16 protein-coding genes and 1 pseudogene are annotated in these 18,800 nt (G+C 51.2%); 9 read left to right on the top strand and 8 right to left on the bottom strand.

Going from position 1 to position 18,800, the window contains the following annotated elements:
* Positions 1 to 32: 32 nt before the first annotated feature.
* The 7 genes from proC (at position 33) to A7983_RS23005 (ending at position 4,813) form a co-directional block, all read left to right on the top strand.
* Complete coding sequence (proC, locus tag A7983_RS03135; RefSeq protein ID WP_005974842.1) at positions 33 to 854, top strand: pyrroline-5-carboxylate reductase; 822 nt, start codon at positions 33 to 35, stop codon at positions 852 to 854.
* Between the two features lie 49 nt (positions 855 to 903).
* A complete protein-coding gene (locus A7983_RS03140) occupies positions 904 to 1,473 on the top strand; it encodes a YggT family protein (RefSeq protein WP_005974844.1) in 570 nt (189 codons plus the stop codon).
* Positions 1,470 to 1,760 (top strand): DUF167 family protein YggU, encoded by a 291-nt coding sequence (gene yggU / locus A7983_RS03145; protein ID WP_005974847.1) that lies wholly within the window; start codon positions 1,470 to 1,472, stop codon positions 1,758 to 1,760. Before A7983_RS03140 ends, yggU begins: the two co-directional genes overlap by 4 nt.
* Positions 1,761 to 1,777: 17 nt before the next feature.
* Positions 1,778 to 2,371: an RdgB/HAM1 family non-canonical purine NTP pyrophosphatase gene (gene rdgB, locus A7983_RS03150; protein ID WP_005974849.1), complete on the top strand. Its 594-nt coding sequence runs from the start codon at positions 1,778 to 1,780 to the stop codon at positions 2,369 to 2,371.
* Entirely contained in the window at positions 2,364 to 3,503 is a 1,140-nt protein-coding gene (gene hemW, locus A7983_RS03155) for a radical SAM family heme chaperone HemW (protein WP_005974851.1), read from the top strand. Before rdgB ends, hemW begins: the two co-directional genes overlap by 8 nt.
* Positions 3,504 to 3,868: 365 nt before the next feature.
* Positions 3,869 to 4,438, top strand: a complete 570-nt coding sequence (locus A7983_RS03160; protein ID WP_039478310.1) for a histidine phosphatase family protein — start codon at positions 3,869 to 3,871, stop codon at positions 4,436 to 4,438.
* Positions 4,439 to 4,684: 246 nt separating this feature from the next.
* On the top strand, positions 4,685 to 4,813 hold the full coding sequence (locus A7983_RS23005) for an entericidin A/B family lipoprotein (protein ID WP_039347108.1): 129 nt from the start codon (positions 4,685 to 4,687) through the stop codon (positions 4,811 to 4,813).
* A 209-nt stretch (positions 4,814 to 5,022) separates the two neighbouring features.
* Here the strand turns inward: A7983_RS23005 and A7983_RS03165 are convergent, their stop codons facing one another.
* Genes A7983_RS03165 through aas form a run of 3 tightly spaced genes read right to left on the bottom strand, consistent with a single transcriptional unit; the run spans position 5,023 to position 8,896 of the window.
* Positions 5,023 to 5,478 (bottom strand): GNAT family N-acetyltransferase, encoded by a 456-nt coding sequence (locus tag A7983_RS03165; RefSeq protein WP_005974857.1) that lies wholly within the window; start codon positions 5,476 to 5,478, stop codon positions 5,023 to 5,025.
* Positions 5,479 to 5,489: 11 nt separating this feature from the next.
* Positions 5,490 to 6,713: a lysophospholipid transporter LplT gene (lplT, locus tag A7983_RS03170; protein WP_005974859.1), complete on the bottom strand. Its 1,224-nt coding sequence runs from the start codon at positions 6,711 to 6,713 to the stop codon at positions 5,490 to 5,492.
* 5 nt (positions 6,714 to 6,718) lie between these two features.
* Positions 6,719 to 8,896 carry a bifunctional acyl-ACP--phospholipid O-acyltransferase/long-chain-fatty-acid--ACP ligase gene (gene aas, locus A7983_RS03175; RefSeq protein WP_005974861.1) on the bottom strand — a complete coding sequence of 726 codons (2,178 nt, stop codon included), beginning with the start codon at positions 8,894 to 8,896 and terminating at the stop codon, positions 6,719 to 6,721.
* A 643-nt stretch (positions 8,897 to 9,539) separates the two neighbouring features.
* Between aas and A7983_RS03180 the strand changes: the two genes are divergently transcribed.
* Entirely contained in the window at positions 9,540 to 11,195 is a 1,656-nt protein-coding gene (locus tag A7983_RS03180) for a methyl-accepting chemotaxis protein (RefSeq protein ID WP_005974864.1), read from the top strand.
* A 64-nt stretch (positions 11,196 to 11,259) separates the two neighbouring features.
* Here the strand turns inward: A7983_RS03180 and A7983_RS03185 are convergent, their stop codons facing one another.
* A complete protein-coding gene (locus tag A7983_RS03185) occupies positions 11,260 to 11,712 on the bottom strand; it encodes a GNAT family N-acetyltransferase (protein ID WP_005974868.1) in 453 nt (150 codons plus the stop codon).
* Positions 11,713 to 12,012: 300 nt separating this feature from the next.
* On the opposite strand from A7983_RS03185, the gene A7983_RS03190 reads away from it, so the two are divergent.
* Positions 12,013 to 13,026, top strand: a complete 1,014-nt coding sequence (locus A7983_RS03190) for a LacI family DNA-binding transcriptional regulator (RefSeq protein ID WP_005974871.1) — start codon at positions 12,013 to 12,015, stop codon at positions 13,024 to 13,026.
* A gap of 60 nt (positions 13,027 to 13,086) precedes the next feature.
* Here A7983_RS03190 and A7983_RS03195 read toward each other — a convergent pair whose 3' ends face one another.
* From A7983_RS03195 to A7983_RS03210, 4 genes and pseudogenes are all read right to left on the bottom strand, one after another.
* On the bottom strand, positions 13,087 to 14,241 hold the full coding sequence (locus tag A7983_RS03195; RefSeq protein ID WP_005974874.1) for a CdaR family transcriptional regulator: 1,155 nt from the start codon (positions 14,239 to 14,241) through the stop codon (positions 13,087 to 13,089).
* A gap of 323 nt (positions 14,242 to 14,564) precedes the next feature.
* Entirely contained in the window at positions 14,565 to 16,007 is a 1,443-nt protein-coding gene (gene pyk / locus A7983_RS03200) for a pyruvate kinase (RefSeq protein WP_005974877.1), read from the bottom strand.
* Positions 16,008 to 16,105: 98 nt separating this feature from the next.
* Positions 16,106 to 17,265 (bottom strand): annotated as a pseudogene (locus tag A7983_RS03205) (glycerate kinase).
* A gap of 9 nt (positions 17,266 to 17,274) precedes the next feature.
* Positions 17,275 to 18,534: a GntP family permease gene (locus tag A7983_RS03210; protein ID WP_235778042.1), complete on the bottom strand. Its 1,260-nt coding sequence runs from the start codon at positions 18,532 to 18,534 to the stop codon at positions 17,275 to 17,277.
* Between the last annotated feature and the right edge of the window lie 266 nt (positions 18,535 to 18,800).

An 18,800-nucleotide genomic window follows, 5' to 3' on the forward strand; every position in this document is an offset into this window, starting at 1 on the left:
CTTTGACAAATAGGTGAGCAACGAGGATGCAGATGCAGCAACGTAAAATAGCGTTTATTGGTGCCGGGAACATGGCACAGGCCATTATCGCCGGATTGGTCAACGGCGGTTACCCCGCTCAACATATCAGCGTCTGCGCACCTTCGGGTAAAAACCGCGATGCGCTGGCTGCACAATATGGCGTCATCAGCAGCGCGGATAACGTGCGCTGTGCACAGGAAGCGGACGTCATTGTTCTTGCCGTCAAACCACAGATGATGGCGACAGTGTGTGAACCACTGGGTAAGCAAGTCAACTTCACCGGTAAGCTGGTGCTCTCAATCGCGGCAGGAATCAGCATCACCCGTTTTCAGGCGCTGTTGGGTGAGCCACTGAATATCGTGCGAATAATGCCAAATACGCCGTCTCTGGTCGGGAAAGGGATGAGCGGAATGTATGCCCCCGCTTCTGTCAGCCAGGCAGATAAAGATTTCACCGCACAACTGATGCAGAGCGTCGGTAAAATTTGCTGGGTGGATAGCGAAGCCGGCATTAACGGTGTGATCGCCGCGGCGGGCAGCGCACCAGCCTATTTCTTCCTGTTTATGGAAGCGATGCAGCAGGAAGCTATTCGTCAGGGGTTCGATCAAGAAACCGCTCGCCTGCTGGTGCAACAGGCTGCGTCGGGCGCTGCGGCATTGGTTGAAGCCAATCCCGATACGCCGCTGTCGACCCTGCGGGAAAATGTCACCTCCAAAGGGGGCACCACGGCAGAAGCGCTACGGGTATTTAACGAACAGCAGTTGACGCAAACCGTGGCTGAGGCCATGCAGGCGGCGATTGCTCGCGCACAAGAAATGGAAACGCTTTTTTAATCAAAAGCGTGCCCGCGATTCTTTATCTTATTAAGGAAAAGACGTACTTATGCTCACCCTGACTTTTCTGATTACCCTGCTTGATATCCCCGTTATGGTGTTATTACTTCGCATCTGGATGCAGTGGTCACGCAGTGATTTCTATAACCCGTTGTCGCAGTTTGTCGTCAAGATCACTCAGCCGGCTGTCGGCCCGCTGCGTCGTATTCTGCCGTCGCTGGGGCCAATTGACAGCGCCTCACTGGTACTCGCCTTTGTGGTGATAGCCTTTAAATTATTCATACTGGTTTATCTTGGCGCAATCCCAGTAAATTTGACTCTTATTTTAATCTCTGTATTTGCGCTAGCAAAATCTATCGGCCATCTCATTTTCTGGGTGATAATCATTCGTTCCATTATGAGCTGGGTCAGCCAGGGTCGTAGCCCGGTCGAATATCTGTTGCACCAATTAACCGAACCACTGATGGCGCCGATCCGCCGGATACTCCCCGCCATGGGGGGGATTGATTTCTCAGCAATGGTTGTCATTCTGATCCTTTATTTGCTGAAAAGTCTCACTATTGATCTCTTTACCTCCCTGAATTTGGCGTTGTTTCCTGGGCTGTGGTCTTTACTGTGAGTGCGATTACCCGCCACGGTGACGCGCTGGTGATTCGGCTGTATATTCAGCCGAAAGCCAGCCGCGATCAGATCGTGGGTTTGCATGGCGACGAACTGAAAGTCGCCATCACCGCCCCGCCGGTTGATGGACAGGCCAATGCCCATCTGACCAAATTCCTCGCCAAACAGTTTCGGGTCGCCAAGAGTCTGGTCGTGATTGAAAAAGGCGAACTTGGGCGGCATAAACAGATTAGAATTACTCATCCGCAACACATCCCGGCTGACGTCGCGGAATTCATTGAATAAATACGCAGGACAAGACGATGCAAAAAGTGGTTTTGGCTACCGGAAACCCCGGTAAAGTGCGCGAGCTCGCCAGCTTGCTGGTCGATTTTGGTCTGGACATCGTGGCTCAAACCGAGCTGGGCGTGGATTCTGCCGAAGAAACCGGCCTGACCTTCATCGAAAACGCCATCCTGAAAGCACGTCATGCGGCGAAAATCACAGGGCTACCGGCCATTGCCGATGATTCAGGGCTAGCTGTCGATGCACTGGGCGGTGCTCCGGGGATTTACTCGGCACGCTACGCGGGCGCGGAGGCCAGCGACCAGCAAAATCTGGATAAACTGCTGCTGACATTAAAAGACGTGCCGGATGAGCAGCGTCGCGCCAGTTTCCACTGCGTGCTGGTGTATCTGCGCCACGCTGACGACCCGACACCGATTGTCTGCCACGGCAGTTGGCAAGGTGTGCTGACGCATGAAGCAGTGGGCGGCGGTGGCTTTGGCTATGATCCCATCTTCTTCGTGCCAGAGCTGGGTAAAACGGCGGCAGAATTAACGCGTGAAGAGAAAAACGCGCAGTCCCATCGTGGTCAGGCATTACGCCTGCTGTTGGATACGCTACGCAATGCTTAAGCTTCCTCCGCTCAGCCTGTACATTCATATTCCGTGGTGCGTACAGAAATGCCCGTATTGCGACTTCAACTCGCATGCACTAAAAGGCGATGTGCCGCATCAGGAATATGTCGATCACCTGCTGGCGGATCTAGATGCTGATTTGCCACTGGCGGGCGGCCGCGCACTGCACTCGATTTTTATCGGCGGCGGCACGCCTAGTCTGCTAAGCGCGGAAGCGATGCAGGCACTGCTCGACGGCGTTCGGGCAAGAATGCCGTTAACACCGGATGCCGAAATTACGATGGAAGCCAACCCCGGTACGGTTGAAGCCGATCGCTTCAGCGGTTATCAGCGCGCGGGGATTAATCGTATCTCCATCGGCGTGCAGAGTTTCGATGCACAAAAGTTGACGCGCCTTGGTCGTATTCACGGCCCCGACGAGGCCAAACGCGCGGCACAGCTAGCGACAGGTCTGGGATTACGCAGCTTTAATCTGGACCTGATGCACGGCCTGCCGGATCAGTCGTTGGACGAAGCGCTGGACGACCTGCGTCAGGCCATTGCGCTCAACCCGCCGCATTTATCGTGGTATCAGTTGACCATCGAACCCAATACGCTGTTTAGCTCACGCCCGCCAACGCTACCGGACGACGATGCGCTGTGGGACATCTACGAGCAGGGTCACGCACTACTGAGCGCCGCCGGTTACCAGCAGTATGAAACCTCCGCCTATGCCAAACCGGGCTACCAGTGCCAGCACAACCTGAACTACTGGCGCTTCGGTGATTATTTGGGGATTGGCTGCGGAGCGCACGGCAAGCTGACCTTCAGCGACGGTCGCATTCTGCGCACGGTAAAAGTCCGCCATCCGCGTGGCTACATGCAGGGCACGTATCTGGATAAACAACACGATGTTGCCAACGACGATCGGCCTTTTGAATTTTTCATGAACCGCTTTCGCCTGCTGGAAGCCGCCCCACGCACGGATTTCACGGCCTATACCGGTCTGGAAGAGCGCAGCATTCGTCCGCAATTGGATCAGGCATTGGCACAAGGCTACCTGACGGAAACCGCCACGCACTGGCAAATCACCGAACACGGCAAACTGTTTCTAAATTCCCTGCTGGAGCTGTTTCTGGCGGAAGAGTAGTGATAATTCAGTGGGCTTGTTTTCCTTGAAAACCTGCCCACCGCTTTCCCTTCCTATTTTTCGTCTTGCAATGCTTATTGCGAGCCGCCTCCCTTTTATATCAAGTAGACGCAACAAGATAGGCATCGAACGCAAAGAGCTTGGACAAGGCCTGTACTCATTTCCGTCGTCAGACATACGCTATTTTTTCCATACGAAACAGATAGCGTCATTGTTGTCAGAATACTTCATCAGTCGCAGGATATTGTGTGACATCCTCTGATGCTCTCGCAACCTGCATGGTCAATTCAAAAAATGGTGGTATAACATCATCGCTTCAACGCATTAATCTGTAAGACCGATAAACAATAAACAAGAAGCAATATATGGAAATTATTTTGATGCGCCATGGAAAGCCCACTTACACTGGCTATCCGAAAGTGACTTGCGATGAAATGGCTGACTGGATTGCACAATACAATCTTTCTGGTACGGGCAGCGATATACCTCCGGAATCATGTCAATCAATAGTATCCAAAGCATCGCTGATAATAAGTAGCCCTCTGCCAAGAGCACTTTCTTCTTTAAGTGCGCTCGGATGTGAACCGGACATCATTGACGACGTATTCAGAGAGGCGGACCTACCTTTAATTAGGATACATGGCGTTAAGTTACCACCTACATACTGGGTCGTTTTTTTTCGAGTCATGTGGCTCTGTGGCATTTCAAATAGGGCTGAGAGTTTAGGGATGGCAAAAAAACGTGCTTTTAAGGCAGCAGAAATACTGGTAAATCATGCTAAAAAATCAAACCGTCCCGTGTTGCTGATGGGACACGGCGTTATGAATCGGCTTATTGCAAAAGAACTTATATCGTTGGGTTGTATAGAAGATTGTCGCCAGGGAAGAGAGTACTGGAACACAGGCGTTTACAAACTTCCGCAAGTAAAATCTTAAGTGCATATAACAATGTATCGCCACTACTACCACAGATCGACCTGCCAGATTAGCTTTAGCCCTGTGTAGTAAACAGTACCAAATCAGGTCTGAGCGAATCCCCATAGGTAGCAACATAATTTCAAACGATATCAGCCGGTTCAGGCCATATGAGGATTGAATTTTCACCTGCGGTTATGACACAGTAGGAACCTATCACGCACGACTTATCGCACCCTGTTTATCAACCACCTACTGGTAACGATGATGAAACGTATAACAACTATCGTAGTAGCGCTGCTGGTCACAGCAACATTGAGTGGCTGCAATACCACACGCGGATTTGGCCAAGATGTGCAGAAACTGGGTAGTAAAATTTCACACGCTGCTAGCTAACCTACCGTAAAATCACAAAAAACCGGCAATACCGTAGTCTAATGCCAATCGTTTAAGCATCGAGATACACGGGGCGTGAGGCATCCCTACGGGAACCTCCCCCTGTGTTTCCCCTAAAACGGGCTTAAGTGAGCAGTATGACAATACGCTATGCCGGTTTTTTCTTTACGCTGCGCCCCCCGGTTCCTTTCGCCGCAGCGTTATATCCCTCAGAACGCCGACCGCATATCAATATGCGGAATGCCGTCTTCATCGTACACCTCGCCAGTCGCCACAAAGCCAAACGCACCGTAGAACGTTTGCAGATGAGCCTGTGCGGACAGGAAAAGAGGCTTTTGCGGCCAGTGGCGTGCGCAGGCAATCAGCGCGTGCTCCATGAGCTGATGCCCCAGATGTTGCCCGCGCGCATGCGGCGCGACAATCACTCGCCCAATCGTCACCACATCATTGTTCGGATGGGAGGCAAGCAGTCGGGCATAGGCGGCCAGCTTGCCGTCACGGTATGCTGCAATATGGCGATTGCCTTCCACCAGATCGCGACCATCAATATCCAGATAGGGGCAGGTTTGCTCAACCACGAATACCTGACTGCGCAGCGCCAATATGTCATGCAGTGCATACACGTTAAGGTCTGTCACATCCCAGTCATGCCATATCAGACTCATTGTCACCCTTCCTATTCTGTGCCGGCGGAACGAGCACGGCGCTTAGTCACAATTAGCCATGTACACAGCAGCGCAATCGCCAGCGCAAACAAGACGCCAAAGCCTACCCCGATCGCGATAACCGAGACGCCCAGTTTCACCACCAGAGAATAGAGCCCCAGCATTAGCAGCATTGCGCCGTTCTCACCTAGATTCTGTACCGCGATCGCATTTCCCGCGCCGACGCTGGCCTTCCCACGCTCCTGCAACAGCGCATTGAGCGGCACAATGAAGAACCCGCCGAGCGCCCCCAGCAGAATTAGCAGAGAATAGGCACTAATCAGGTTATGCTGAAGCGTGAAAATCACCACCACCACGCCGATCAAGAACCCCGCAGGCAGGCAGCGCCGCACGTTATCGAGCGTAACCAGTCTGGCAGCACCACCAGCCCCCAGAACAATCCCAACGGCAACCATCGCATTAAGCAGCGTCGGCGTCGCGTTATCGGTAATCCCAAGCGCGTGCGGCACCCACAGTACCAATAGAAAGCGCAGCGTTACGCCCGCACCCCAGAACATACTGGTGCCAATCAGCGAAAGCCGGGCATCGCCATCACGCCACAGAACCCGACAGGCAGAAAAGAAACTGCTCGCCATCTGCACCGGATGCCACGGTTGCCCCGGTCGGGCGGCATTAAGATGCGGGATCAGCATATTCGCGCCCAGCGCCACACCGTAAGCCACCGCACAAATCGACAGCGCAGCGTAAATATTCCAGTCCGCCAGCACGCCGCCTGCTACAGAGCCAGTCAGGATCGCCGCAATGGTCGACGCCTCCATCAACCCATTGGCCTTAACCAACTGATCGCCGCGTGTGATCTCACCCAGAATGCCGTATTTCGCAGGTGAATACGCAGCAGCACCAATACCTACCAGGGTGTAGCCTATAAACGGATTACCACCCACACAAATCAGCAGCGCGCCCGCCAGCTTCAGAGTATTGGCAAACATCATCACCCGTCCTTTGGCAAAGCTATCCGCTATTTGCCCGACAAACGGGGCCAGAATAATGTACGCAGCCACAAACCCCATCTGCAAAAACGGCTGACTCCAGTCGGGATACAGCAACTGTTTGATCAGTGCTAACGTGGCAAACAGCAGCGCGTTATCACCAAACGCGGAGAAGAACTGCGCGATAATCACCGCGCTCATACTGCGCGACAGCAAAGGCGTCGCGGGTTCAGTCTGTTGACTCATGTACTCTACTCCGACGCTTGAATAATAGTTTTTTCAGCGATCGACTCTTCGGCCATGTGGCGCAGTGTGACAAAGTCAGGCTTACCGCTACCGAGTAGCGGTAACGCTTTCACATAGCGAATATCACGCGGCACTGCCAGTTCAGGAACACCGCTGCTGCGGGCTTGAGCAAGCAACGCATCACGGGTTATCTGGCTGTCCGTGGTAAACAGCACCAGCGCCTCACCTTTGCTACTGTCGCTTTTCGCACTCGCGGCATGTTGCGCTTCCGGCGATATTTTCACTGCCAACTGCTCCACGCTCTCGAGCGAAACCATCTCTCCCGCCAGCTTGGCAAAGCGCTTCACGCGGCCGATGATGGTGCAGAACCCTCTTTCGTCCAGTTCGACAATGTCGCCAGTGTCATACCAGCCCTGTTGCAATTCGCCTTCTGCATTTTCTGCCGCAGGCACTTCGAGCACGCCGGGGTTTTCCACCCGCAGATAGCCCTTCATGATATTCGGCCCGCGCAGTTGCAGACGACCACCGCGCGTGATGCCCGGCACCGTAATCAACCGCGATTCGATTTCCGGCAACAGCAGACCAACGGAATGGATTTTGGTTGCCATCGGCACGTTGATCGCCACCACTGGCGCACATTCGGTCACGCCATACCCTTCCAAGATGCGGATACCAAATTTATCCTGCCAGACCTGACGCGTCGTTTCTGATAGCTTCTCCGCACCAGCCACCACATAACGCAGACGAGCAAAATCATACGGGTGGGCAAAGCGTGCATAGTTGCCTAAAAACGTAGACGTGCCAAACAGCACGGTACAGTTCTGGTCGTAAACCAGCTCCGGCACAATGCGATAGTGCAGCGGGCTGGGGTAGAGAAACACGCGCGCGCCCGTAATGAGCGGCGTTAACAAACCCACCGTCAGGCCAAATGCATGAAACAGCGGTAGCGCGGACATAAAGCGGTCGCGCGGCGTGAAATCCGCCACGGTACGAATCTGCTCGACGTTTGCCAGCAGGCTGTCATGGGAATGCACCACGCCTTTCGGGTTCCCCTCGGAACCGGAGGTAAACAGCACGATGGCCGCATCATCCGGTTTCTGCGGTAGCATCGCACGGGCAGGAAACAGCAGATGAAACAGGATCCACAGCTTATCGGTCAGCGTTACGGTGTCTTTCAAATCTTCCAGATAGACCCAGTTGGCCTCGCTAACTTGCTTCGGTAGATCCGTCAGCTTGCCCTTTTCAAGAAACTGGCGCGACGTGACGATCGTTTTGATCCCCGCTGCTTTCATCGCGCTTTGTAGCCCTTTCGCGCCCGCGGTGTAGTTCAGCATGGCGGGAATGCGGTTACGCAGCGATGCGCCCAGAATGGATGCAGCAGTAATGGTCGCATTCGGCAACAGCATACCGACATGCTCATCGGCGCGGGTGAAGCGCTGTAAAATACGCGACACGCCTAGCGATTTTTTCAATAAGCCCTGATAGCTGTCTTCATTGAATGAGATATCCGCAATGCTGGCAGCGTTCCGTCCGTAACGAGTTCTCGCCGCCAAAAAGGCCTGATACAGCGTATGCTGCGGACGCGTGTCCATTCGCGCCTTCATCATAATCTGGTGCAAGCGTTCACCAGCCATCGCGCGGCGTGCTCTGGCGCTACTGGCTTCCGGCATCGGCAACGTGGTGGGAGGCAAATAGGTGAGGGTAATTTGCGGGAGGCAGCGGCGTTTAAATACGCCCGCCAGTCGGCCGAACGGCGTGAACTCAGCGCCATCAATACGCACAGGAATGATCGTTGCCCCAGATTTCGCCGCGACAAACGCCGCACCGCTGTAAATCTTCATCAGCGATCCGGTGACGCTAATACGCCCTTCCGGGAAAACAACGACGGGTTGGCCGCGCTCGATCACTTTGATCAGCGCTTTGATCGCCAAAGGTTTGGTGGGATCTAACGGCACAAAATCGATATAAGGCTTCAGCCAGCGCATAAACCAGCGATCGGAAATAGAGGAATACACGGCAAAGACGGGTTTTATCGGTAAGAATAACGCCAGCAGGACGCCATCAAGAAAAGAGACGTGATTGGGGGTGATGAGCAATTTGGATTGCTGAAATTGGCTACTGTCGCCCTCAATCCGGATGCGATACAGACGCTGGAACACCCAACGTAACAGGGTATGAATCATGCCTTCTCCCAATAGACAGATAAACGGATAGCTTGCTGAGGCGCAAACCACCGAGCGATACGTCAAAATACTACATACTCACTATACTTCAAGCGACGGATATACGGCTTAACGCGAAGATTGCCGTCAGCACATCATTCACATAGCATTAATCGCGCTGGAGATAACAAAAGCGGGAAATTCAGGCAAAAAAAAACCTACGCATCCGCGTAGGTTGGTGTAATCAAATGATTTCAATGTACAGAGTACATTGATATATCACCAATCAATACCTCTGGGACTTGTTACTCTAAGGATCGCCACTTATCTTCACCAGCGATGAATCGAAAGAGTTATCCTATAAGTGCAACCAACTGTAAAATTCTAGCGAATCATGTAAGGCAACCGCCCTCTTTGCGCCCTTTCACCATATAAATGCCGCTATTTTTCCCTAAAGGTTCCTTTTCACTCCGATTCACATTTTCCTCCATTTCCCCATCAATAGCCTCCCGATCACATTTCTTGGTTTTTTATGGAAAAATGACCCTCTAAACAAAGGGGTGTTAGTCCAGTTTTTCAGCAGAATCAATCAGAAAGTAAGGAGTAAAATCGCGGAGTCTGCATGGGGCAGACGCTAAATTTAACCAGGTGTGTGTAACGGATAATGAAGAACTACAAAATAGGTACCCGGCTGGCCAGCGGCTTTGGCCTGCTTATTGCGCTTTCGCTGGTCATGCTGACCAGCGGTATTTATCAACTCAACCAGGTGTCCCAGAGAACACAAGAAATGATGCAAGAACCGCTGCGCAAAGAACGGCTGGCAGCGGACTGGCATGCCACGCTCGTAGCAGGGGTTCAGCGCAGTATGGCAGTAGCACGCAGCAATGACGATTCGCTGGTTGAGCTATTTGCCGCAGAGAACACTCGCGCCAGTAAAGAAAGCGCTAAACGGCAAGAGGATTTTGCCAGCCTGATATCAACCCCCGAAGAAAAAGCCTTATTCGATAAGGTTGGCGAATATCGTCAGTCCTACATCAAAAAGCGTGATGCGATTATCACGGAAAAAGGGGCAGGCAATTTCGATCGCGCCAGAACACTGTTCGACAATGAGTTCGTTCCCGCTTCCAATGGCTATCTGACAAGCGTGGAAGCACTGCGCGACCACCAGCGCGCCAGCATCGACCAAATGGGACAAGACATTAACGCTGGCGCAAGCCGCGGCGATCTCATCCTTGCCGTCACTGGCGTACTGAGCGCCATCATCGGTGTTCTGATCGCCTGGGTGCTCACACGCAGTATCGTGCAACCGCTGTCGCGTGCCGTACAGGCTACGCAAGCCGTCGCGGCGGGCGATCTGACGCATAATATACAACCAGAAGGACGTGACGAGGCCGCCCAACTGCTACACGCTCTGCAAGATATGACCGTGCGTCTGCGTTCTATCGTTGGCGAAGTTCGCCAAGGTTCCGAGTCCATTGCCGGGGCGTCTTCACAGCTTGCCGCAGGCAACATCGACCTTTCCAGCCGCACGGAAGAACAGGCCAGTGCGCTACAGGAAACGGCAGCCTCCATTGAGCAATTAAGCTCGACGGTCAGGCAGAATGCCGATAACGCTCGTCAGGCCAACCAACTGGCACAATCGACCACGCAGCAAGCGCAGTCAGGTGGACAATTAGTGACAGAAGTGGTGAAAACGATGGGCGCGATCGACACTTCATCGAAGAAGATTGTCGATATCATCGGCGTCATCGACAGCATCGCCTTCCAGACCAACATTCTGGCACTGAATGCCGCCGTAGAAGCCGCACGAGCGGGTGAACAAGGACGTGGTTTCGCCGTGGTCGCTAGTGAAGTGCGCAGCCTGGCACAGCGTAGCGCCTCTGCGGCTAAAGAGATTAAGGAGTTGATCGATCGCTCCGTTCAGACCGTGGAAGCGGGCAACCGACTGGTGGTACAGGCCGGCGCATCGATACAGGATATCGTCAGCGGCGTGCGCAAGGTCAGCGATCTGGTTGGAGAGATCAGCTCCGCCAGCAATGAACAGACGATGGGAATCGAGCAGGTGAATGTTGCCGTGAACCAGATGGAAGTCACCACCCAGCAGAATGCGTCGCTGGTGAACGAAGCCTCAGCCGCCACGCAGTCTCTACAACAGCAGGCTGCACAGTTGACCGAGACGGTCAGCCAGTTCCGCCTAGACAACAGCCACCAGATCGCCCGTACACCAGCGGCAGCACCAGCATTAGCCCTTCAACCTGCGCTGGCCGCACCAAGTAAAAGCAACGCCGCAACCGGTGAAGGAGACTGGACATCATTTTGATGCCCTCGATACTTCTCGGATCTGCTGTCTCTGAGTCATTTTTCTATGCAAACTCAGAGGCAGCCTACAGCGGCTGGTGATACAGCCGCACGGCCTTGTCCGGGTAGTCCAACCCATCGCCGATGTAATGCCAGCCGTGCTTTTCATAATAGCCGCTAAACGTGGCGTACAGGTACAGATCGTCAAAGCCTGCACGGCGGCAAAACGCCAATACGTGCCGTTGCAGCGCCACGCCCAGCCCTTTATCACGATAACTTTCTTCCACATACAGCGACGCCAGCCAAGGCGTCAGATCCTGTCGGCTAATTAAATCGCAGCGCCAGAGCCCCACAGTCCCGACTAAACGCTCCCCCTCCAGCGCGATAAACGTCAGCGGCAGCGCCGCAGGGTTCAGGCTATTGCGCACCACGCTGGCAAAGAATTCACGGCTGTTCTGGCTACCGAATGCCTGCCATATCCAGTCGATCACCTGTTCTTGATGCTGGGGATGATCCGCCAGATAAACAATCTCAGCCATAGTGATACCAAACCTGTAAAATAGTTATAGAATCAAAAAGATTACCATCGAATCACGGATCCCTATCAGCAGTACCTTCTCGTCCACGCATCTGTAAATACTTCGCCTAGCTAACGCCATACGTTTCCACATGTTATTCAGGAGGAAAATGCGAAATGGCGACATCACAAAACTGACAAAAATTTGGTTAAGAAACGAACATCAACCGTTAAATCCAACAATATGCCTGTGATATCATGCCATATGAACAAGGATGGATAGGCATTTCAGCCCGTCATCATACTCAATTAAGGTACAGCTATGAAAACCATGCTTGAGGTGGCGAAACGCGCAGGGGTGTCTAAAGCCACCGTGTCCAGGGTGCTAAATGGCACCGGGCAGGTCAAACAATCTACGCGCGATGCGGTATTTCAAGCCATGAATGAACTTGGCTACCGCCCTAATTTTCTCGCGCGCTCGCTGGCTCGTCGCACCTCAAACAGCATTGGGCTTGTTATCTCCAATTTTGACGGCCCCTACTTTGGCCGCCTGCTGCGCCGCGCCGCAGAAATGGCGGAAAGCAGTGGTAAACATCTGATCGTGACCGATGGGCATGATACGCCGGAAGACGAAAAGCGCGCGGTACAGTTGCTGTCTGACAGACAATGCGACGCCATTATTCTCTACACCCGTTATATGTCCGAAGCCGACCTCATGGCGCTGCTCGATACGTTAACCATTCCGATGATGGTGATGAATCGCGATCTGCCGCAGGCACGAGAACGCTGTATTTTCTTCCGCCAGCAGCAGGCGGCGTTTGACGTGGTGAATTACCTGATAGAACAGGGGCACCGCGAGATTGCCTGCATCACCGCACCGATGAAAACACCGACGGCACAGGCGCGGCTCGCGGGCTATCAGCAAGCCTTACTTGCTCATCAGATCGAGGTTGACCCACGTCGGGTGGCACACGGAACCAGCATGGTTGCCAGCGGCTATCAAGCCGCACGTCAGTTGCTGAATAACGGCGTTAACTTTAGCGCGCTGTTCGTCAGCAACGATGACATGGCAATTGGCGCGATGAAAGCGCTGTACGAGGCGGGGAAAAAATTACCGCAGGATGTCTCCATTTTTGGTTTTGACGACGAACCCTGCGCGACCTACCTGCACCCTTCACTTTCTACCGTTTACATGCCGATTGAAGAGATGGCCGCCACCGCGATTGCGCAAGTGCTGGATCTGATTGCGGGCAAAGACGTTAAACCGCTGCAACCTTTTACTGGCGAACTGAAGCTGCGTGAGTCGGTACAGAAAGGGCCATACTTTGCCGTGTAATACTACCGATTCAGACACTTCAGCACGTCATTACCATAATAAACGTTCCCGTTTCACGCTTCAGTCATCGTCCAACTGTACCGCGACATAAAGCAAGAAACGATCGTCAAAATTTGCCAGATTGAGTCCTGTCAGTTCAGAAATACGCCGCAATCGGTATTCCAGCGTATTCTTATGAATATAGAGTGCATTGGCGGTGACGGCGGCCTGTAAATTATGCCTAAACCAGGTATGCAGCGTTTTTCTGAATACCCCATTGCTGTCCATCGCTTTTAAACGACGCAGTGGACGCACCAGTTCGTTAGCCTGCCATCCTCCACGTAGGCTATCGAGCAGGACAGGTAACTCCATGTCCTGATAGCAGTAGCATGGTGTTTCTGGCATGCGCTGCTTACCCACTTTCATGGTGGTTTTGGCTGTATGGTAGGAACGTTCAACGCCGCCGTCACCGGGGAAAAAGTTGCCTAATGCCAGACGCACACGCAGAGAACTTCCTTCTTGCAGCCGATGATATAATTTTTCCATCCGCCGTTTATGTTCTTCAGGCTCCCACCGTTCCGCATGGATAAACGCAGGCTTAAGTACCACCATCTCAGTCAGAGAGACTATCGCCATCAGATCGTCTTTATCGGTTTCCATCAACAGTGACTGTAACTGCTGGAGTTCTGTCATCGCAGTGCTGACTCCCAGTTGCCCGCTGTCCAATTCAACAACCATCGCAATACGAGGCTTTTGCAGATCGACCCCTAATCGCTGCGCCCATTCGCACTGCGTGGCTGAATAGGCAGAACTGCGCACCAGACTGAGTACCAACTCTTCTCGCAAACGGCTATTTTGTGCCAGTAGTTGGAGTAATCGCGCCTGTTCCAGCATCATTTCCGCTGTCATACAGACCAATTCGCCATATTGACGCAACCCCGCAGGCGTACCCGTTAGCCCAATTACGCCGACAATATTCCCATTTAAACGTAGCGGCAAATTAACACCCGGCCTGACCCCCTGTAGCATATGCACGGATGCGTCATCAATATTAACAATACGTTCCTGCGTGAGCGCTAACAGTGCGCCTTCATGTATTTCGCCAACACGTTCCTTATCACCACTGCCGATAATCCGCCCTCGTGCGTCCATGACATTCACATTGCAATCAATAATCTGCATTGTCCTTGTCACAATAGAGCACGCCAATTTATCATCAAAATCATAGTCAGCCATAAATTATCCCCGGCGTAGGTGGCATAAAATATAACGTGAATGTTAAGCTCTCACTTAATATCTATTTATCGTCATCATGTTTCACGTTAATAAAACTACGCCAATCATTATTATAAAAAAGAAAAAACCCCTCATTGTTTCCCGACGAGAATGAAAATCAACTTTAATTAGTTAAATTAGCTGTTAAAAATTATTTACTATCGTCAACAGTGCTATCTAAATAAAGCATCAATGAAAATGAATAAAATGAGAATTTGTACCCAAAATAATTCACACTTCAGGTACATAACCAATGTATACCCAATTTAACGAATAACGATATATTAGGAGACCCGCATGATACGACAGGTATTTGAACTGCCAATCAGACTCATTTGATCGCCCTGTGTCAGTAACACTAAATCTCCAGAAGCCAGATAGCCCTTTTCACGCAGTAGCGTAATGGCATCATGCGCAGCCGCAACGCCTTCGGCTTTGCTAGCAAAAAATAGCGGCGTTACGCCACGATAGAGTGCCGCGAGATTCAGCGTCTTATCATGACGGGACAGCGCAAAAATCGGTAAGCCCGACGTAATACGCGAAGTCATCCGTGCCGTGCGACCTGATTCGGTCATAGTGACAATCGCTTTTACACCTTTGAGGTGGTTTGCTGCATACATGGCCGACATGGCGATCGTTTCTTCAACATTATCGAACTCAACGTCAAGTCGGTGCTTAGACACGGTGACCTGAGGCTCTTTTTCTGCCCCCAAACAGACTTTCGCCATGGCGATAACCGTTTCTTCCGGGTAGCTCCCTGCGGCGGTTTCGGCTGATAGCATGACGGCATCAGTGCCATCCAGCACGGCATTCGCGACATCCATTACTTCAGCACGCGTTGGCATCGGGCTGGCAATCATCGACTCCATCATTTGCGTCGCCGTAATCACAACGCGATTGAGACGACGAGCGCGTTGGATCAGCGCTTTCTGCACACCAACCAGCGCAGCATCGCCAATCTCTACTCCCAGATCGCCACGCGCTACCATCACCACATCAGATGCTAAAATGATGTCATCCATACATTCTGGTGTGGCGACCGCCTCAGCCCGTTCAACCTTGGCTACAATCGCAGCCTGACAGCCCGCCTCACGCGCTAACTGGCGGGCATAACGGAGATCGTCACCATTACGTGGGAATGACACGGCCAGAAAATCGACGTTAATCTTCGCGGCAACCAAAATATCGGCTTTGTCTTTCTCGGTCAGTGCATCAGCAGATAACCCTCCGCCCAGTTTGTTAACCCCTTTATTATTGGATAAAACGCCGCCGACGGTAACGAGAGTGGTAATTTTTTCGTCTACCACACCCATCACTTTTAACTGAACGCGACCATCATCCAGCAGCAAAATATCGCCGGGTACAACATCGTTTGGCAGATTTTTATAATCGATACCAACCTGATGATTATCACCTAGCCCTCTTTCCAGACGGGCATCCAGAATAAACGTATCACCAACATTCAAAAAAACCTTACCCTCTTTGAACGTTGACACCCTGATTTTAGGCCCCTGTAAATCCCCCAAAATCGCCACATGTTTATTAAGCTTACGTGCAATATTACGAATTTTATCGGCACGAATAATATGATCGTCCGATGTGCCATGAGAGAAATTAAATCGAACAACATTCACGCCTGCTCTAATAATTTTTTCCAAATTATCATCACGATCGGTGGCTGGCCCCAGTGTTGCAACAATTTTGGTTCTTCTTAAAAACGCCGTCATTTTTCTTCCTGTTTTTATTCTAAAAAACGATACCAGGTATCCATTTTGTATAAAAAATGGAAAGCAATCCGCTGCAAAAATCGTTACAGAAATAGGGACTAATGATGGATAGACGTCGCCTTAATTAAACGTCCAATATTTTCACAGGCGCGTTCCATATTTAACGCCCCTTCTTTTAATAAACCATCAATACTTTTTGCATGGGGAATAATACCGAAGATAGCGTCAATACCTTCCTGATAGAGGTCTTCAACTCCGCTTCCTACACAGCCAGATACCGCAATCACCGGGACGCTATTTTCCTTCGCCGTTCTCGCCACACCATAGGGGGTTTTACCAAATTTGGTCTGGCTATCAATGCGCCCTTCCCCGGTAAAACAGAAATCGGCTTCAGACAACTTTTCCCTCAACCCGCTGTATTCAATGACAATCTCAATCCCTTTTTGCAGCGTGCAATCAGTAAACGCCATCAGGCCAGCCCCCAATCCCCCGCGGCTCCCGCGCCGGGCTGGCTGGCAATATCTTTACCCAACTGTGCCTTAATAAGGTTGGCATAGTGAGACAGATTGCCGTCGAGCATGCTGACCATTTCAGGCGTTGCTCCCTTTTGCGGCCCAAAAATATGTGAAGCACCATTTTCACCACATAATGGATTAGTCACATCACACGCCACCAGAATATCGATGTCAGCAAGACGCTTATCAATACTTGAAATATCAATATGATGTAGTCTCCCTAATGCACCACCACCACGGTTTAACCGTTCGCCGGTTTCATCATAGAATTTCACCCCGAGCGCTTCTGCCATCCCTGCGCCACCATCATTGGTTGCGCTACCACCGATACCCAGGATGATCTTTTTGATCCCCTTATCCAGGCAGGCACGAATCAACTGGCCAGTGCCGTAAGTCGTCGTGATTAACGGGTTTTTAGTGTCCTGATTCACATGGTGAATACCACTGGCAGAAGCCATTTCAATCACGGCAATGTCGCCGTCGCCCATTACACCATAGGTTGCTTCAACCGGTTCGCCCAGTGGGCCAACCACCGTTTGTTGGAAAATATGGCCCTGTGTCGCATCAATCAATGATTGCACGGTGCCTTCACCGCCATCAGCCATAGGTACGTGAATATACGTCGCTTCAGGGAATATCTTTTTCAGACCTTTTTCCATGGCAATACACACTTCTTTTGCCGTCATACTTTCCTTGAAGGAGTCCGGTGCCAAAACAAACGTTTCATTTTTCATACTCATCATCTCGCTACCTTATAAAACAAAACCGTACAAAACCGTTGAGACAATGGCCATTGTCCCCCCCACCAGCGCCTCATAGGGAATTAAGGCCATACGTTGCCGAATACTCATATTCATGCTTTGTGCTGTGACGTGGAAATAATTACCCTGCGGCAGAGAGTCAATAACGGTAGCGCCTGTATGAACCATGACGGCAGAAGAAATAGGGGGAGCGCCAACATGTGAAATAGCATCACCAAATGTTCCTGTCGCTAAAATAACGCCAGTGGATGTTGATGCCGTAGCAGCAGCCATCAAAATACCTGATATCGGTGCCAGGAAGGTGCCAGAAATACCAAGAACATTAATTAATGCGACAACCTGTATCGATAAATTTGAAGCGGCAATTAGCCCAGCAATCGCACCTGCGCCAATTAAAATCAGCACGGTAGCGGTCATTTTCTCCAAACCAGATGCCGTATAAGCCAACATTTTGTGTTGCTGCCCCATCGCGACCAAACCAATAAACCCCGCCAGCGGCAATACATACATCGCATCAAGTTTAAAGGAAGAGAGCAGGTTGATATGCAAAATAGAACCAATGGGATTAAGCATCAGCAGAACAACGGCAACCAACGGTGCCACAATCGCTTTGCCAAGCGTCGGATAGGCCTTGTCAATGGTTGTCGCCGACAACGCATTCGCTTCCTGTTCGCTGACCTTGACGCCTTTGTTTTTCAGTAGCGTGGCGACGACCACAGCCATTATCATGCCGCAAACCGCAGGAATAAAACCGGCAATCATCACATCACTCAAGCTCAGGTGAAACCCATTCGCGGCGGCAATCGTATTCGGATTCGGTGAAATAATATTGCCCGCTTTTCCGCCGCCAGACAGTGCCAATAATAATGCCAGCTTTGACACGCCCATTTTATTCCCAACAGATAGCGCGATCGGTGCAACAATTAACACGGCAACGGGAATAAATACGCCAACGGACGTAATAATCATCGTCGCTAACGTCAGGGCTAAAATGGCTTTTCCTTCCCCCATTTTTCTTACGATTGCCTGAGCAATCGTTTCTGCGGCCCCAGACTCCATCATCACCCCCGCTAAAACACCCGCCGCCAATACACGGATAACGGTGCCCATCACACTTTGTGTGCCGGAAGTTAATAATGAAATGGTTTGTTCTAAATTGGCTCCACCAATCACAGCGCCAATGATGGCACCAAAAAACAAAGAATAGACGGGGTTAACCTTTCTGAGAATAAGAAGTATAGCAATAAACAAACCTATTAAAGCCCCATACCAACCAAGGGGTTCCATTGCATGCATAATTAAACCTCTTCTTGTTTTTTATAAAAAATAGACAGCAGGGTACAAATACAAATCTTTTTCCTGGTCGATTTGTATTAAATGATGTTTTAAATTTTATTAACACTTAATGAATAATAATGTTCAAACCTCGTCCTATTAATATTCCACGATGGTTATTCTATGCTTTCCTAATAAATCGACCTATGTGTCCAGACACGAAAAAAATGGGCATTTGAATA

This window comes from Pectobacterium wasabiae CFBP 3304 (assembly GCF_001742185.1).
GTDB classification, from domain to species: Bacteria; Pseudomonadota; Gammaproteobacteria; order Enterobacterales; family Enterobacteriaceae; genus Pectobacterium; species Pectobacterium wasabiae.

What these genes read in the sequence shown, in the direction of transcription:
- A7983_RS03185 (WP_005974868.1), bottom strand. Translation starts at nt 11,712, where the DNA reads ATGGCTGAGATTGTTTATCTGGCGGATCATCCCCAGCATCAAGAACAG.
- proC (WP_005974842.1), top strand. Translation starts at nt 33, where the DNA reads ATGCAGCAACGTAAAATAGCGTTTATTGGTGCCGGGAACATGGCACAG.
- A7983_RS03195 (WP_005974874.1), bottom strand. Translation starts at nt 14,241, where the DNA reads ATGGCTGACTATGATTTTGATGATAAATTGGCGTGCTCTATTGTGACA.
- aas (WP_005974861.1), bottom strand. Translation starts at nt 8,896, where the DNA reads ATGATTCATACCCTGTTACGTTGGGTGTTCCAGCGTCTGTATCGCATC.
- hemW (WP_005974851.1), top strand. Translation starts at nt 2,364, where the DNA reads ATGCTTAAGCTTCCTCCGCTCAGCCTGTACATTCATATTCCGTGGTGC.
- lplT (WP_005974859.1), bottom strand. Translation starts at nt 6,713, where the DNA reads ATGAGTCAACAGACTGAACCCGCGACGCCTTTGCTGTCGCGCAGTATG.
- pyk (WP_005974877.1), bottom strand. Translation starts at nt 16,007, where the DNA reads ATGACGGCGTTTTTAAGAAGAACCAAAATTGTTGCAACACTGGGGCCA.
- A7983_RS03180 (WP_005974864.1), top strand. Translation starts at nt 9,540, where the DNA reads ATGAAGAACTACAAAATAGGTACCCGGCTGGCCAGCGGCTTTGGCCTG.
- A7983_RS03160 (WP_039478310.1), top strand. Translation starts at nt 3,869, where the DNA reads ATGGAAATTATTTTGATGCGCCATGGAAAGCCCACTTACACTGGCTAT.
- A7983_RS03190 (WP_005974871.1), top strand. Translation starts at nt 12,013, where the DNA reads ATGAAAACCATGCTTGAGGTGGCGAAACGCGCAGGGGTGTCTAAAGCC.
- rdgB (WP_005974849.1), top strand. Translation starts at nt 1,778, where the DNA reads ATGCAAAAAGTGGTTTTGGCTACCGGAAACCCCGGTAAAGTGCGCGAG.
- A7983_RS03165 (WP_005974857.1), bottom strand. Translation starts at nt 5,478, where the DNA reads ATGAGTCTGATATGGCATGACTGGGATGTGACAGACCTTAACGTGTAT.
- A7983_RS03140 (WP_005974844.1), top strand. Translation starts at nt 904, where the DNA reads ATGCTCACCCTGACTTTTCTGATTACCCTGCTTGATATCCCCGTTATG.
- A7983_RS23005 (WP_039347108.1), top strand. Translation starts at nt 4,685, where the DNA reads ATGAAACGTATAACAACTATCGTAGTAGCGCTGCTGGTCACAGCAACA.